The sequence below is a fragment of the Leptogranulimonas caecicola genome (assembly GCF_023168405.1).
In the GTDB taxonomy this organism is placed as follows: domain Bacteria; phylum Actinomycetota; class Coriobacteriia; order Coriobacteriales; family Atopobiaceae; genus Leptogranulimonas; species Leptogranulimonas caecicola.
Genome location: NZ_AP025285.1, coordinates 1,555,125 through 1,571,780 on the forward strand (window position 1 = coordinate 1,555,125; position 16,656 = coordinate 1,571,780).

The 16,656-nt window shown below is 61.6% G+C and carries 6 protein-coding genes; all 6 read right to left on the minus strand.

The features are described 5' to 3' along the window. Window positions 1–122: 122 nt before the first annotated feature. The 6 genes from OR601_RS06860 to ligA all read right to left on the minus strand — a co-directional run bounded on the left by OR601_RS06860 (window position 123) and on the right by ligA (window position 16,598). On the minus strand, window positions 123–6,071 hold the full coding sequence (locus tag OR601_RS06860; RefSeq protein WP_265591477.1) for an isopeptide-forming domain-containing fimbrial protein: 5,949 nt from the start codon (window positions 6,069–6,071) through the stop codon (window positions 123–125). An 886-nt stretch (window positions 6,072–6,957) separates the two neighbouring features. Next, entirely contained in the window at window positions 6,958–8,487 is a 1,530-nt protein-coding gene (locus tag OR601_RS06865) for a glutamate synthase subunit beta (protein ID WP_265591478.1), read from the minus strand. A 3-nt stretch (window positions 8,488–8,490) separates the two neighbouring features. Beyond that, complete coding sequence (gltB, locus tag OR601_RS06870) at window positions 8,491–13,137, minus strand: glutamate synthase large subunit (RefSeq protein ID WP_265591479.1); 4,647 nt, start codon at window positions 13,135–13,137, stop codon at window positions 8,491–8,493. A 573-nt stretch (window positions 13,138–13,710) separates the two neighbouring features. Beyond that, the gene (locus OR601_RS06875; RefSeq protein WP_265591480.1) at window positions 13,711–14,124 is read right to left on the minus strand and encodes a SemiSWEET family transporter; all 414 of its coding nucleotides are present in this window, start codon (window positions 14,122–14,124) and stop codon (window positions 13,711–13,713) included. A gap of 54 nt (window positions 14,125–14,178) precedes the next feature. After that, a complete protein-coding gene (locus OR601_RS06880; RefSeq protein ID WP_265591481.1) occupies window positions 14,179–14,469 on the minus strand; it encodes a SemiSWEET family transporter in 291 nt (96 codons plus the stop codon). Window positions 14,470–14,471: 2 nt separating this feature from the next. Beyond that, entirely contained in the window at window positions 14,472–16,598 is a 2,127-nt protein-coding gene (gene ligA, locus OR601_RS06885; RefSeq protein WP_265591482.1) for an NAD-dependent DNA ligase LigA, read from the minus strand. Window positions 16,599–16,656 lie beyond the last annotated feature (58 nt).

Here is a 16,656-nt window from a genome sequence, read left to right on the forward strand (position 1 = left end):
TAAAGGGTTATTGGGCAACCTCATTCACGATTCCAAAAAAGTCCAGCACCCCTGATGAGGGATGCTGGACTTTGCGAGACTATCGGTCGCGCTTGCGGCCTTGGCGCTTTACTTCCTGAATGCTAGAAGCGCTTGCGGCGCACGGCTGCGGTAAGGGCGACAGAGGCGCCCCCCAAGAGCGACATCAGCGGCGCCAGTGTCGCGACATCGCCGGTCTTGGGCATGATGCGGCTCCCGCGCGCGGGCAGCACCGTCACCTTGGTACGGTTGGCCACTCCCGCCTCAGGCGACGGATAGACAGGCTCGCCGCTGGAGACGGAGAGGAGGCCGTCCTGTTGAGCCAGGAACGAGTCCCAGCCCTGGGGCGGGTCATAGCGCGTGCCAGGCGTCAGAGGGGTATGTCCCTCGTCAGGAAGCTGCGAGGGCTTGGTGCCGAAGGCACGGGCCACGTTGCCCACATCGCCGGAGAGCGCCTGCTCGTTGACCGTCGCCTCGAAGGTGAGCACGGCAGAGGCGCCGCCGGCGATGTCGCCGGCTGCCACAGAGAGGCGGCGGCTTGCCGCGTCATAGACATTGCTGCAACTCACTGTGCGTCCGGCGGCAGTCTTCAAGGAGACGGTGGACTCGTCGAGGGTAAGCCCTGCGGGCAGCGTGTCCTCGATGATGGAGTCGAAGACCATGGAGCCGGCAGTGCCATTGACAAGCGTGAGCGTGTAGAGGATCCTGTCGCCCACATAGGTCTCCCCCGAGGAAGTAGTGAGGTTTTGCGCAGTCTTCACCAGCTGGACCTCGCCATCTTCAGGATCGACGATCTCGCTCACAGGGATCTCGTGGCGCGCCGGGAGGGTAGCCAGGCCTTCGCTGGCCAGGAAGGCCTCCAGGCCACCCGCAGGCGCGAAGCTCTTGCCGATGGTGGGCTGCTCGCCGTCCACGTCGTAGGCACTGGGCTTGTAGCCATGGCCCCAAGCATGGTCGACGATGGTCTTGCCGGCCGCCTTGGGGCCAACCGTAGCGTCGTAGACCAGGCGCACCGAGGTCCCCGCGGGCATATGGCCTGAATGCACGCCGATGGTGCGGCTCGTGGCGTTATATGCCTCATCGGCCACAGGGAAGGTGAGGTAGTCGTCCTGCGAGGGCTGGGAATTCTCGGCATCTTGGACGTCCAGAGAGGCAGCCTCATCTTCTGCAGCCAGAGCCAAAGGAGCCTGGCGCAATGCCTGGACTTGGTCTTCCTCTGCTGCCGAGAAGGTCTCGACGCCGCTCATGGGAGCTGCCAGGCGCAGACGGAAGGTTGAGGGCGTCTGGATATTGGGAACCTCTACATGGATGGAGCCGGGAACCACCTCGAGCCCTTCGGGCACCAGGTTGCGCAGCACCGTGTCATAGAGCTGTGTGTGATCCTGGGTATTGGTGAAGGTGGCGGTGTAGCGAATGGTGTCGCCCACCATGGTATGGGAGATATCGCGAGTGAGGTTCTCTCCGGTAAGGTCCATGGCGAGACCTTCATCGGCAGGGTCGGCAGGAATGATGCCCGACTCAGTGCCCGTAGGCGCGGGGTCCGAAGGCTTGGGCGCGGGAGTGCCGCCATCAGGGAAGTTGTCCCAATCGGTGTCCTTCCAAGGATCGTAATCAGGATCTGTGGGGTCGTCGCCGGGCTTGGGGTCTGGCACGAAGGGGTCGCCGGGCTTAGGCCTAGGCTTGGGATTGTCGGGATTGTCCGGGTTGTCGGGATTGTCCGGGTTGTCTGGGTTATCCGGATTGTCAGGATTATCAGGGTTGTCAGGGTTATCCGGGTTGTCGGGATTGTCAGGGTTGTCAGGGTTATCCGGGTTGTCGGGATCCGGATCTGGATGCTCCTCTTTCCAACGGTCGCTGGGGGTTTGGCCGGTGCTATAGGCCACATTGGTGCCCTGGGTGCCTTGGGCGTCAGGGGTTACCCGGCACTTGAAGGTCAAGGTCACCTGCTCGCCGCCGTAAAGGTCGTCCACGTAGAGGGCGATGACGCGCGACTTCTCGCTGTAGACGCTGTCGCTCACCTCTTGGGTGGCGCCGTCGACGCCCGTGAGCTTGAGGGTGCCGGGAATGAGCTCCAAGCCTTGAGGCAGAGGGTCGCAGATGGCCGGCGAATACCAGGCGGTGTCTTTGCCCCGGTTGCTCAGGGTGATGGCGTAGGCGATCTCGTCCCCCACCATGGCATGCTTGGCCTCAGGATGGGTGAGGTTCTCAGCAGTCTTTTCCACCGTGACGTCAGGCTTGGCATCGGGATCGTCAGGATCGGGGTCCATCACAGGATCCTTGGGGATGATGGGCAGCGGCGGGACGACGCCGGGATCTGTGGGATTGGGATCATAGCTGGGGTTATCGGGATTGTTGGGGTCATCGGGATCGTCTGGGTTGTCAGGGTCTCCCTCTGCGCCGTCGCCTATGACCAAGATGTCTTTGGGATCCTTGGGGTCGAGAGGTGTGGGATCTTTGGGAGTCTCACCAGGGGCTGGATTCTCTTTGACGCCGTAGGTGCCCTCGCCACCAGGACCAGGTTCGATATCCTTGGGATCGTCGGGGTTTTGCGGACGGTTGGCGGTGCCGGACGCCAGCTTGGCTTTGAAGCGCATGGTTACCGACTGGCCACCGTACACGGTGCCCACGGAACTGGTGACCTTGGAGGCTGCCTTGTCGAAGATGTACTGGCCGTCTCCTGAGCCTTCCTCTGCCGCCAGCGCATCCCAATCGAAATCGCTCCATTTGAAGCCCGCATTGGCAGCAGCTGCATAGAACTCATCGGTGCCCAGACGAGTGGAGACGTCGGGAGTAGCGTAATTGTCGGTAATGCTCACGCTGTCTTCGATCAGCTCCAAGCGAGGATCCATGGTGTCCAAGAGCTTGGCGGTTTGCCAGGCAGAACCTTTGACCAGGTTGAGACCGGTGACCAGATACTCGATCTCGTCGCCGGGACGCGCAGGCTCGCCAGGATGGGTGAGGTTGTTGGTGACCAGGCGAATTTGCACCTGGGGCTTTAAGGACTCGTCAGGGATGACACGGACGTCCAAGATGACCTTGGTGCCGGTGTAGAGCGCATTGGGCGCCTGCTCCATAACGATGCGGGTGGTGCCGCAGCTGTTGACCTTGATGTTCACTTTGCCTGATGCGTCGAGCACATTGCCTTCGCTGTCTGCCACAAGCTCGGCCACTGCGCCATTGGCGGTGCTGCAGGTCATAGGCATGGATGAGGTGGACTCGAACGTGAGGCCCAGGGTCTTAGACGAGTACTCGCTGTAGCGCAAGGTCACCGATTTGTGGACCACCTTGGTGCCCTTGTCATCGGGATTGTCCGGGTTGTCGGGGTTGTCAGGATCGTCGGGATCAGGATCGACGTCTTCGATGTCGACGTTGGGGCCCTTGTCGGGATCAGGCTTGACGTCGGTGGTGGGAGGCACCGGCACGATGAAGGTGTCGTCTTCCTTGGCGTTGTCGGGGTTTTTGTCGACGCCCTGGATGTAGTTCTTGTCGGCCTTGTACTCGATGTTCACCTTGTGCTCGCCGCCCTTGGAGGCGTCTTCGAGAGCCTTGAGCAGAGCGTCGTTGTTGGTGGGATCGAAGTAGTAGGTCACCTGTGTGGCGTGACGGGTCTCGGTGCCGCCGGTGGTGGAGGTCACGGAGAGGTCGGGGTTGGCGATAGTCGAGCCTTTGGAGGCCTCCACCGCTTCTTTGGTGAGCGCAATAGGCTTACCCACCTCTTTTCCGTCAATAGAGACCTGGAAGGAGCCGGTGGGTGCAGCGCAAGTGAGAGCCGTGGTATTGGCGCTGCGAATGTTGAACTGGAGCTTCAGGCGGTTGCCGGCCATACCGGCGTCGGCGTTCTCCTGGGTGATGGGGGTCCAGGTGCCGTCGTCGGCCAGATTACCCCACTCAGGGGCGGCTTCCATGGTAAGGACGGCGGGCACGGCGTTGATGGTCGCCACACCCTTGGCCTGATGGCCCCAGTAGCTGGCAGCGTAGCTGGGGTCTTTGGCGTACTGGTAGGAAGTCATGGTCACTTGGAAGCGGCCAGTATCGGCAGGCAGCGTGGCACTGCCCTCTTCGGACTCACTGCCGGTAGGCACCCATTCACCCGCCTCATTTTGAGCGAGCATCTGATACTTGAACTTGACTTCTTCTGGCTGGTTGAGCGTCTCTTTGACAACGCTGTTACCTACAGTGCGCTCGATATTGATGGGATGCGTGGCATCCACGGTGAGGGCTGGGAAGGGCAGTCCATCATAGTCCTTCTCCAACGTCTTGGCGTAGTCTGAAGGGAAGTCGAACTCGATGTAGCGCTTCACTGTCTGAGTAGCATCGGAAGCCGAGGGCTTGGCTATGAAGAGGGGGTCGATTTTCTTCACAGTGCCGTCGGCCTGCCGCACAGACATCTCGATACGTACTTCTTTTTCTGCATTGGGCTTGGCTACCCATTCGGGAAGCCAGAGATAGAGCTTACCGTTTTCAAACTCGGTGGGAGCTCCGTAATGGGCATCCTCGCCGCCGATGAACAGCTTGAAGTCTTCTAGCTTCTCGTTGCTGAGCTTCTCTGAGGAGGTGGAAAGATCCACCGTGAGCATAAAGACTTTGTCGGTGGCAGGCAAAAAGCCGCCAAGGGCCGTGACGTCATCCCACGTAGTCACACCCTGGGTGTTGTAAGCAGTATCTCCAATGCCCTGAAACTTGTCCTTTGAAGAGACGAAGGCCGAACCGCCGGTGACGATGGTGTACGCGCCTTCTCCGCCGATATCTTTCCTGGAACTTTTAGACACTGGATGAAGCGTGCCTCCGGTCACTCGGACGATGCGGTTGGTGGGAGGGGAACCGCATCCGCCACCGAATCCATTGCCATGCTCGTAGCCCTCGGAATAGAGATAGCCGGCATTAATATAGATATTGCTGCACAGGTTGTTGCCTGTGGCAGTGAATCCGGTCTGGTTGCCGCTACCGTTGCTGCCGGACCATCCGCCGCCTACACCAGCACCGTGATAGGAGCCATAGGAGTGGATCCGAGCACCATTGAACCACATACTGGTGCCTCCGCCTTTGGCACCTCCGCCGATACCGGACCCAGAACTGTTGTTTCCGCTGCTGTAACCACCATTGCTGCTATGGCCGCCCCATGCGTAAGAGGTAATGTCGCCACCATCGAAATACATGTGCCCGGCGATCTCGTTGGGGCCAGATCCTATGCCGGAAGCATCAGGCCCGCCCTTCACCACAAGTTTTCCGGGATTCGAGGAGGCGAGACATGTGACCGGGTCGCCCTTCGAAACCGCTGTGCCGTTGTCCAAGGTAGCAGCAGTGTCCACTACACCGTTAAGCACCTCCACATGGATGGAGCCGCTCCAGTTGGCTACAGCGTCATCAATGTAAAGCGTAGAATCTTTGCCGCAGTGTATGCCCGCGGCTGCCACCGTGCACTGGAGATTGTTGGTAGTGCCGTCGGCCAAAAAGAGCTTGAGGGTGGTGCCGCTGCCCATGAGGTTGATGGGCGAGCTGTTGGTGTTGGACGTGATGGTGACACCGGCAAGGGTGATGTTGGCCGATGCGCCCTGCTTAATCTGCACCGTACTGTTGGTCAGGGTGCCCTTGAACGTCAACGGCGTTGAGGTGTTGACCACAACGGTGGCGCCGCTGACGGTATAGTCGGTACCGGCCACGCCGCCGGAAATAACCATGCTCCCCACTGTGGTGTCGGCTGCTCGAGCCGCTGCCTTCGCAGGCTGTGAGGCAGCTTCAACACCCGGTTGAGGAGCCTCTTGCTTGAGATCTCCCTCAGCTTGAGAAGGTGCCTCCTTCGACACCTCGAGATCAGCAGCTGGGGATTCGGGCTTCTCGGCAGCCGAACCGTCAAGTTGCGCCGCTTGATCGTCTGAGACCTGTGGGTCGAGCGCAGACTCATCCTGAACCGCGATTAGCTCAGAATCTATGCCCTCCCCCACGACGGATTGCGCAATGGCTTCCAGGCAACCTGCTGGCAGCGTCATCTGCACTGTCAGTAAGAGCGAAAGCAGGAAGGCGAAGGTGCGTTTCTTAGATATGTGGCCTTTCATGACTCCCACCTCTCGAACAGATGCCCCAAACCGAGTCGAGTGAGCGTTGGCGCACTTTATCACGTATTAGTGAATATACGCCCCTATATTCTATTTTCAATGTACTTTTAGGTATGTAAAAGGGTGCCTATTTTTCAGAAATCAATAGGCTGTTATGCAACCTATTACCAGGTTGTTTGCGATAGCAGTAGATATGAAGTCTAGAAATGACTATTGATATTCATATCTGTTTATTTATTGCTTGCGTTGATGCTTAGTATGTATTTTTATTCCTGAAACTCGCAGGCGATCCTTGGGGGATGCCTGCTTCGGTAACGGCTGGCAATCTGTGCTAGTTGGCAGTGGAGGCTGCCAGTCTGTGCAGGATGGCAGCAACAATTTGATGTCCTTCTGCCACAAACACCAATTTGGCGCTGGGGTTTTACAAACCCCAGCGCCAATCTACCTAGATTGGAAGGCTGTAAGACTCCATGGTCTTCCATTCTATGCTGGTTGGCAGAGATACCTGCCAACCTGTACTACTTGGCAGAGCCCCTGAGCTCCAAGAACGGTTACCGCTTTCCCGCAGCAAATAAGTTCGCAGACCTGGCTTCCCTTGGGAAGCCAGGTCTGCGGGCGGAGCAACAGTGCTTGAGAGGGTATCCGGCAAGATCCTTCTGTGCTGTTGGGCTTTTGCGAGATTTGCGGGTTTTGCCCAACAACATCGGGGGGATGAAGTCGGATTTTCCGCAACACCCCCGTTGTTGCCAGGGTAGCTAGTACGCAATACGAACGGCCACCCCGACAATACGGGGCAGCCAGCAGGCCGTGGACTCGCAAGCAGCGGCCGCCCCAGATGGCGCGAGGCAGCCAGCCAGCAGCGAGGTACCCGGTAAGCTACCCCAGATTAACGGTCCAGCCCAGCGGCTACCTCTCTGGCGCACAGGAGGCCGTCGGCGATGGCGCTCACCACCAGCGAGGCGCCGGAGCGGGTGTCGCCCGCCACATACACGGGAGTCGAGAAGCCCGGTGCGTCAGGGGTGCGCAGGGCGCGATGGTTTTGAGGCGCCGTGGCGGGCAGCGGGCGCTGCTCCTGCACGGCCACGCCAAAGGCTTCCAAGAGCTCCGGAGCAGGGCCGGTGAAGCCCATGGCGACAAGCACTAGCTGGGCAGGGATTTCTTCTTCAGAACCCTCGATGCGCACTGGAGCGCCGCCAGACCAGTCCAAGCGAGCAAAGCGCAAGGATTGCACCGCTCCGGTTTCGTCACCCAGAAGCTCCAGGGTGTCGGCGCCAAAGGTGCGCGGATCTTCGCCCTCCACCTGAATGGCTTCCTGCTGGCCGTAGTCCACCTTGAGCTCGATGGGCCACTCGGGCCAAGGGTTGGAGGGCAGACGATGCTCAGGCGGCTGAGGCATGAACTCCAGCTGGCGCACCGAGCGCGCGCCTTGGCGCAACGCGGTAGCCACGCAGTCGGTGCCGGTGTCACCGCCGCCTATGACCACCACGTCCTTGCCCTCGGCGCTGATGGCTGGGTCATAGGCCGCACGATCCCCTCCGGCTCCCTCCACTGCCTTGGTGGACGCAGTGAGGTAGTCCACGGCCAATACCACGCCATCCAACTGGGCGCCGGGCACCCTCAAGCGCCGAGGCTCCCCTGCCCCTGCCGCAAGCACCACGGCGTCGAAATCGCCGCACAGCCGAGAAACGCTTTCCTCTGCGGCTGCGTCATAGTCGAGCTCGAACGCTATCCCCTGGTCGCGCATCCACTGGATGCGGCGCTCCACCACATCCTTGGGCAGCTTCATGGCAGGGATGCCATAGCGCAGAAGGCCGCCGGCTGCGTCGGACTTCTCGAAGACGCGCACCGCAAAGCCCCGACGGCGAAGCTCCCAGGCAACGGCCAAGCCAGAAGGCCCAGAGCCCACCACCGCCACAGAAGTCGGAGCCTCCCCAGAGGTGGCGGCCCCAGAGGCTGCGGGTTTATCGGCAGCCGAGAAGAGCGGAGCCGGGCCGCCTGAAGCCCATTCGTGGTCGGAGATGGCGCGCTCGTCGTCTTTGATGGTGGTGGCTCCGCGATCGCGGCCCAGGTTGCAGGCCGCCTCGCAGAGGGCCGGGCATACCCGTCCGGTAAACTCCGGGAAGGGGTTGGTGATGCGCATGCGGGCAGCCGCCTGGTCCCAGAGGCCGCGCCAGACAAGATCGTTCCACTCGGGGATGAGGTTGTGCAGCGGACAGCCACTCGTCCTGGCGCCTCCAAAGGAGGCGCCGGTCTGGCAAAAGGCCACGCCGCAGTTCATGCAGCGGCAGGCTTGAAAGCGCTGTTCCTCGTCGGGAAGCGGAAGCGCGATGTCGCCAAAGTCTTTCAGGCGCTCCGCCACTGGCCGCTCGCCATGCGTGGTGCGGTCGAACTCTAAGAAGCCGCCAACTTTTCCCATGGTCTACCTCCCCATGCGCATGGCGTCGAAGGCCATGGTCTCGGCCTCGGAGCGGGTTGCGCCCTCGGCCATCGCCGAATCCATCAGTGCCGTCACTCGCGCATAGTCGCGAGGGAGCACCTTTTTGAACTTGGGCCCTAGCACCTCGAAGCGATAGAGCAGCTTGATGCCCAAGGGGCTCAGGGTATGCCCCACGTGCTCCTGAATAAGCTCGCGAATGATGGCCAGGTCCTTCTCGTCTGCCGGAAGCACGTCTACCAGCTCGTGGTTCACCCGGCCGTCCAAGGTGTTCAACTCGTCGAACACATAGGCCACGCCTCCGCTCATGCCCGCGGCGAAGTTCACGCCCACCTCGCCCAGGATAAGGGCGACGCCGCCGGTCATATATTCGCAGCCGTGGTTTCCCACTCCCTCGCACACCAGCGTGGCTCCAGAGTTTCTCACGCCAAAGCGCTGGCCAGCCAACCCGTTGATGAAGCCTTTGCCCGCCGTGGCGCCGTAGAAGGCCACGTTGCCGATGGACAGATTCTCGTTGAACTTGTAGGTGGCCTTGGAGCTGGGATGCACCGCCAAAATGCCTCCCGACAAACCCTTGCCAAAGTAGTCGTTGGCGTCGCCGGTGATAGTGAGGCTTACGCCTGCAGGCAAGAACGCGCCAAAAGACTGGCCGCCGGAGCCGGTGCACTGGATCTTGATGGTGTCGTCTGGCAGCCCCTCGGGATGCTGGGCGGTCACTGCCGCGCCCAGCATGGTGCCCACGCAGCGGTTGACGTTGGCCAGGTCTGCGTGGAAGGCGATGGGCTCCAAGTGCTGGCGGGCCGCCGCGGTATAGGGGATGAAGAGCGTGGCATCCAGCGTCTTTTCCAGCGCCAGGTCAAAGGCCATCTCATCCAGGAAGCGGCGGCCGGCGGCCCCCGGGATATCCAGGCCGTAGGCGTTGGCGCCGTTGGCAAGCACTGCAGAGAGATCCAGCGTGGAGGCCTTCCAGCCGTCGGCTTCTTCCAGCTGCACCAGGCACTCGGGATGGCCCACCATGTCATCCACCTTTCTAAAGCCCAGGTCTGCCATGAGGCGGCGCAACTCCTCGGCCACAAACATCATGAAGTTCACCACGTGGTCGGGGCTGGCATGAAACTGGCAGCGCAGGCTCTTGTTTTGGGTGGCGATGCCCGCCGGACAGGTGTCCTTTTGGCAGTCGCGCTGCATGAGGCAGCCCATGGCGATGAGGGGCATGGTGGCAAAGCCAAACTCCTCGGCCCCCAGAAGGGCAGCGATAGCCACGTCGCGGCCGCACATGAGCTTGCCGTCGGCCTCCATGACCACGCGGGAGCGCAGGCCGTTTTGCAGCAGCGTTTGCTGGGCCTCTGCCAGTCCCAACTCCAGAGGTAAGCCGGCATGGTAGATGGAATCGCGAGGTGCGGCGCCGGTGCCGCCGTTGGATCCGGAGATGAGGATCTTGTCGGCACCGCCCTTGGCCACACCGGTGGCGATGGTGCCTACGCCGGCTTCTGCCACCAGCTTCACCGAGACGCGCGCGCCCGGATTGGCGTTCTTGAGATCGAAGATGAGCTCGGCCAGGTCCTCGATGGAGTAGATGTCGTGGTGGGGCGGCGGGCTGATGAGGCCCACGCCCGGGGTGGAGCGGCGCACCTCGGCGATCCAGGGATAGACCTTCTTGCCTGGCAGGTGGCCGCCCTCGCCGGGCTTGGCGCCTTGGGCCATCTTGATTTGGATCTCCGTGGCGCTGCCCAGATAGCGGCTGGTGACGCCGAAGCGTCCCGAGGCCACCTGCTTGATGGCGCTCTTGGCGGTGTCGCCGGGCTTCCACCAGGGGGCGCTGCCGGGAGCCAACGGCGTCTCGCGGGCAGGATCCTCGCCGCCCTCGCCGGTGTTAGACCGGCCGCCCAGGCGATTCATGGCGATGGCCAGGCACTCGTGAGCCTCTTTGGAGATGGAGCCGTAGCTCATGGCGCCGGTGTTGAAGCGGCGGCAAATGCTCGCGGCGCTCTCCACCTCTTCCAGCGGCACAGGACCAGAGGGCAACGGCTTGAAGCCCAAAAGGTCGCGCAGCATCATAGGGCGGCCGGCCCTGTGCACATGGGCCACATACTCGTCCCAGAGCTCCTGGCTGTTCTCGCGGCAGGCCCGCTGCAACAGATAGATGGTCTGGGGGTCGATGAGGTGCTCTTCTCCCGCAAAGACGCCGTTGAAAGGGCGCCACTTGGTCATGCCTGAGCTAGGCAGCTGCTCAGGCGAAGGGCTTTGGGCGATGAGCTTGGCCTCGTGGTAGCGCTCGGAAAGCTCGCGCTGGATGTCGTCGAAGGTGAGGCCGCCCACGCGCGAGGGGGTATCGGTGAAGCAGTGGTCCACCACTTCGGGCGCCAGGCCCACCGCCTCGAAGATCTGCGCGGCATGATAGCCCTGCATGGTGGAGATGCCCATCTTGGACATGATGGACACGATGCCCGCCGTGACCGCCTTGTCGAAGTTCTGGATGCCCAGCTCCGCCGAGACCGCCAGCTCCCCGGTAGCCGCCAGATGCCGGATGGCATCATGGGCGCCCCAGGGGTGGATCCCCGATGCCGAGAAGCCCACCAGCGCCGCAAAGTCATGGGCGCACAGGGCATCCCCGGTGTCCACCACGATATCGGCCTTCATGCGCAAACCGCGCCGCATGAGGTGGTGGTGCACTGCGCCCAGCGCCAACAGCGAAGGCACCGGGATCTCGTCCGCGCCTGCCCGATCGCTCAAAATTATGATGTTGACGTCCTGGGCTATGGCCTCCTCTGCCTCTTGGCAGAGACGGTCCAAGGCCGCCTCTAAAGCCCCCGCAGGAGCGCCTGCGGCTATGGTGCACGCAAACGTACGTGCCGAGAAACCCGTGCGATCCAAGCTGGAGAGCTTTGCGAAGTCCTCTTCGCTCAAGATGGGCCCATCCAGTGCGATGAGGCGGCAGTTATCGCGGGCGTCCTCCAGGAAGTTGCCGTGGTTTCCCAGGTAGAGCGAAGTGGAAGTCACCAGACTCTCGCGCAGCGCATCGATGGGGGGATTGGTGACCTGGGCAAAGAGCTGGTAGAAGTAGTCGTAGAAAGGCCGGGGCTTGTCAGAGAGGCAGGCGAGAGGAATATCGAAGCCCATGGAAGCCAGCGGCACCTTGGCCTGTTCTGCCATAGGACGCAGCGCCTCATCCACATCATCGTAGCTATGGCCCAGCTGAGCCATAGCAAAGGCAAAGGGTGCGCCATCGAAGGGTGCGGGTTTCTCGGCAGCTTGAGAATCTTCTGGCACTGCCAGGTCTTCCAGGGTGAGGGTCTCGTCTCCAATCCAGCGGCGGAAGGGCTTTTGAGCCGCCAGATCGTTGCGGATCTCGTCGTTCCAGAGGACGCGGCCTTCGTCGGGCTGCACCAGCAGCATCTCGCCAGGACCCAAGCAGCCGGCCTCCAGGATGTCTGTGGGATCGATGTCTAAGGTGCCTACCTCGCTGGAAAGCAGCAGGCGCTGGTCGTGGGTGATGTAGTAGCGGGCTGGTCGAAGGCCGTTGCGGTCCAGCGAGGCGCCCAGGGTGCGGCCGTCTGAGTAGGCGATGGCGGCCGGGCCGTCCCAGGGTTCCATAAGCATGGACTGATACTGGTCGAAGGCGCGGCGCTCAGGGGTGAGGTGCTTGTTCTTGTCCCAGGGCTCGGGGATGAGTAGGGAGGCGGCGCGGCTCATAGAACGGCCGTTCATCACCAAGAACTCCAGCACGTTGTCCAAAATGGCCGAGTCCGAGCCCTCTCGGTTGATCACCGGCAACACGTCTTCGAGCCTGTCGCCCAGCACCGGCGAATAGAGCTCGGGCTCACGGGCGCGCAGGGCGTTGACGTTGCCCTTGAGGGTGTTGATCTCGCCGTTGTGGATGATGTAGCGGTTGGGGTGCGCCCGCTCCCAGCTGGGGGTGGTGTTGGTGGAATAGCGGGAGTGCACCAGGCAGAGGGCGCTTTCTACTGCGGCATCGTTGAGGTCGGTGAAGAAGCGGCGCATCTGGGTGGCCAGCAGCATGCCCTTGTACACGATGGTCCTGGCGCTCATGGAGCACACATAAAAGATGCGGCCTCTGAGGGCGTGGGTCTTCTCGGCGGTCTTCTCGATGGTGCGCCGGCACACATAGAGGGCGCGCTCGAAGTCGTCGCCTGCTGCCACAGACTCGGGACGCCCAATGAAGGCCTGGTAGATGGTAGGCATGGTGTCGCGCGCCGAAGCCCCCAGGTCATGGGCGTCCACCGGCACCTTGCGCCAAAAGAGCAGCGGCAGACCGTGGGCCGCGCAACCCTCCTCGAAGATGCGGATGGCCGCTTGAACCCCAAAATCGTCCTGGGGGAAGAAGAGCATGGCCACGCCATAGTCGCCTTCGTCGGGCAGCAAGCAACCCTCTTTTTGAGCCTCTTTGCGGAAGAACCTATGCGGCACCTGCATGAGGATGCCCGCGCCGTCGCCGCAGGAGCGCTCCAAGCCCACGCCGCCACGATGCTCCAGATTTACCAGTACTGATAAGGCATCGTCTACCATCTGGTGGCTCTTCTTGCCCTTGAGATGCGCCAGGGCGCCGATGCCGCAGGCATCGTGCTCGAACTGCGGCGACCAGAGGGTGCGTGGCTGCTCAGCTTGTGTCATAAGAACTCCCTCGACTGCTCCATCTATGGAAGGGGCAGAGCGCCCAAGCGATACAGCTCAATAGCCGTCGGTTGCGCCTGGACACACGTGTCCCATGGGCTCTTAAGGGCAAGCCTAGAAGGCTAATTTAGCGGTCTTGTTTCGAGCTGCAGGCTGTTACCAAGTGGTGATGTAACTGTGAGAAGCCCAAAATGTGTGCGGAGGGTCTGGTGCGGCTGCCATTTGCCGTCTGGTGGAGCGCCCCTCGCAGTCCCACGCCGATTGTTGCATTACAGTCGTGTGCCGCTTGCCATGCTTGCTGCGGTTGCTGCGCTTACAGTCTTGGTGCGCTTGCTGCACCCACAGTCTCGAGGCGCTTGCTACTAAGTACTTTTTGGCCCCAAAATGACCCGATTGCCACCCGAAAGTACTTACTTAAAAGGAAAACCCCAGGTCATAGAAGATCGCTACTAAGTAGAAGTACTTAGTAGCGCGCGGCCAGTAGCGCGAGTACGCCCATACGCAAGAGTGCTAAGTGGCGCACACACCCAGATGGCAGGTAATTCCGCTCACAAGACAGCCAGCCAGCAACGCCTAGTGCAGCGCCGTCAAAAAGGTGACCAGGCCAAAGAAGATGCCTGGGCTGTTGGCCGCCACCAGAGCCCAGTCGCGGTCCCGCTTGCAATAGCCGTAGACCGCCCAAATGGTGCAGGCCACAAAGGCCACAAAGGGCTGCACCGGCGAGCCATAATCGCCCGCCAGGTTGTTGGTGATCTGCGGGATGTAGGAGACATACATCATCACGGCCAGCACCGTGGCGATGGCAGCCAGCACACGGATCCAAGGCTTCTCGGGCAGCTGGGCGCAGATCTCAGGCTCTGTCGCCAAACCATTAGCTTCCGCAGGCCCTGTCGCAGCCGCGCGAGACTGGCTTGCCTCATCCTGCCGGCTCGCCACTCCCTGCAACGCCACATCCTGCATTTTTTTCTTCTGCGTATCCTGCGCCATGGGGAGCGCCCCTTCTCATTGACTGGGCCCACCCCAAAGCGCACGTCGCCCGCGCTAGTGCAGCGCCGTCAAAAAGGCGATGCAGCCCAAGATGATGCCCGGAATATTAGCCACAATGATAGGGGTATCCCGCGGCGTTTCCAAAAACCCGTAGGCGGTCCAAAAGATGCAGTTCACCATGGCCACAAAGGGCTGAATGGGCGAGCCGTAGTTTCCCGCCAGATTATTGGAGATCTGAGCGATATAAGACACATACATAAGTACCGATAAACCCGAGGCAATGCGACCTAGGATTTTCACGGCGCGGGCACGGCGTTGGGTAGCGGACGAATTGGAACTCTCCATTATCAGACCTCCGGTTTCTCTCCAGTTTGAATAATATGCAGCAGCGCTTCCTCGTCGAGCACCGGCACTCCCAGCGACTGGGCTTTGGTGAGCTTGGAACCTGCTTTGGCGCCTGCCACCAGGTAGCTGGTCTTTTTGGAGACGCTGCCAGACACCTTGGCGCCCCAGGCCTTCAAGGCCTCTCCGGCTTCTTCGCGGGTAAGGGAGTCCAGCGATCCAGTGAGCACAAAGGTGAGGCCTGCCAGAGTTTGAGGTAGCTTGGGAGTGGCGGGGGCCTCGTCGGCTAGGCGCAGGCCTGCAGCCTCTAGGCGGTGCAGCACCTCCAAGTTCTCGGGGATGGAGAAGAACTCCGCGATGGTAGAGGCCACCACTGGCCCTACGCCGTCCACAGCGGCCAGCTGTTCCTCTGTGGCGCTCGCCAGCACTTGCAAGCTGGGGAAGGCGGCAGTAAGCGCATCGGCTACCGAGGAACCCACGTGTTGGATTCCCAGACCAAAGATCACGCGCGAGAAGGGACGGTCTTTGGACTTCTCGATCTGGTCCATAAGCTTTTTTGCCGTCTTCACACCCACCAAGATGGGGTCGCCCGCCTGATGGGTCTTGGTGGTGGTTTGGTAGGTGCGACTGGTAGGCAAGGCGGCGATCTTCTCGGCATCGAGATTGTCGTAGATGTCTGCCACATCGCGTAGATAACCAGCGGCCACCAGGCGTCCGATCATCTCGGGACCCATGCCGTCGATGTCCATGGCCTTGCGGCTCTGCCAGTGCTCCAAGCGCTCCAAGGACTGGGCGGGACAGTCGATGGAGATGCAGCGGTAGGCCACTTCGCCCTCCTCGTGCACTACAGGGCTTCCGCAAGAGGGGCAGAGAGCAGGCATGTGGAAGGGCGCCGAGTCTGAGGGGCGCTTGGCAAGGACAGGGCCCACAACCTCGGGGATTACGTCGCCAGCCTTGTGCACGATGATGGTGTCGCCCACGCGCACGTTGCGTCGCTCTATCTCGTCCATGTTGTGGAGCGTGGCGCGGGCGATGGTGGATCCAGCCACCACTACGGGGTCAAACTCGGCCACCGGTGTGAGCACGCCGGTGCGCCCCACCTGGATGCGGATGTCGCGCAGCACCGTCTCTTTTTCCTCTGGCGGGAACTTGAAGGCGATGGCCCACCGGGGCGCGCGGCTGGTGAAGCCCAGGGCCTCTTGGCTGGCAAAGGAGTCCACCTTGACCACCACGCCGTCGATGTCGTAGTTGAGGTCGTTGCGCTGGACTAACGCCTGGGCGCAAAACTCGTGGACCTCGGCGGCGCTGTCGCAGCGGCGGAAGTGGCCGTTCACCACAAAGCCGCAGCTGGCGAGCCATTCCAAGAATTGCTGCTGAGTGGTGACGTGCACCATGGAGGGGTCGGCCACCGCATAGATGAAGGTGGCCAGCTTGCGCCCGCGGGTGATGCGGGGGTCTTTTTGGCGAAGCGACCCTGCCGCCGCGTTGCGAGGGTTGGCAAAGACCGCCAGTCCTGCCAGATCGCGCTCGCTGTTGAGGCGCACGAACTCGCTCTTGGGCATGTAGACCTCACCACGCACTTCCAGAAGCGACTGGCCCTGCGGTCCCGAAGCGTCACTTAGCGCATCCAGACCTTTGGCATCGAGCTCCACCGGCACGTCTTTGATGGTGCGCACGTTGAGGGTCACGTCCTCGCCCACCGTGCCGTTGCCGCGGGTGGCCGCCCGCACGAACTCGCCGTTGCGGTAGGTGACCGCCACGCCCAGCCCGTCGATCTTGAGCTCGCAGGTATAGGCCACCGGATGCTCCGGCGTCGACCCCAGCGCTTCGTCGGTCTTGGCCAACCAGGCGTCCAGCTCCTCCAGATTCATGGCGTCATCGATGGAGTACATGGGCCTTGCATGGGTGACCTCGGCAAACTGCGGGCTTACGTAGCCGCCCACCCGCTGGGTATAGCTCTCGGGCACCACCAAATCCGGGTATTGGGCCTCGATGTCCTGGAGCTCCACCAGCCACTGGTCGAACTGGGCGTCTGTGACTTCTGGATCATCCAGCGCATAGTAGCGATAAGCGTTGTAATTAAGTAGCTCGCGAAGCTCCTGTGCCCGTGCGCGCGCCGAATCTTTATCCATAGTCACTCCCCTGCTCGTGTGTCCTAGCCCTACTGTACCCGGACTCTCCCGGCTGCCG

Excerpts from the sequence above, each read along its gene's own strand:
- OR601_RS06860 (WP_265591477.1), bottom strand. The coding sequence starts at position 6,071 with ATGAAAGGCCACATATCTAAGAAACGCACCTTCGCCTTCCTGCTTTCG.
- OR601_RS06865 (WP_265591478.1), bottom strand. The coding sequence starts at position 8,487 with ATGGGAAAAGTTGGCGGCTTCTTAGAGTTCGACCGCACCACGCATGGC.
- gltB (WP_265591479.1), bottom strand. The coding sequence starts at position 13,137 with ATGACACAAGCTGAGCAGCCACGCACCCTCTGGTCGCCGCAGTTCGAG.
- OR601_RS06875 (WP_265591480.1), bottom strand. The coding sequence starts at position 14,124 with ATGGCGCAGGATACGCAGAAGAAAAAAATGCAGGATGTGGCGTTGCAG.
- OR601_RS06880 (WP_265591481.1), bottom strand. The coding sequence starts at position 14,469 with ATGGAGAGTTCCAATTCGTCCGCTACCCAACGCCGTGCCCGCGCCGTG.
- ligA (WP_265591482.1), bottom strand. The coding sequence starts at position 16,598 with ATGGATAAAGATTCGGCGCGCGCACGGGCACAGGAGCTTCGCGAGCTA.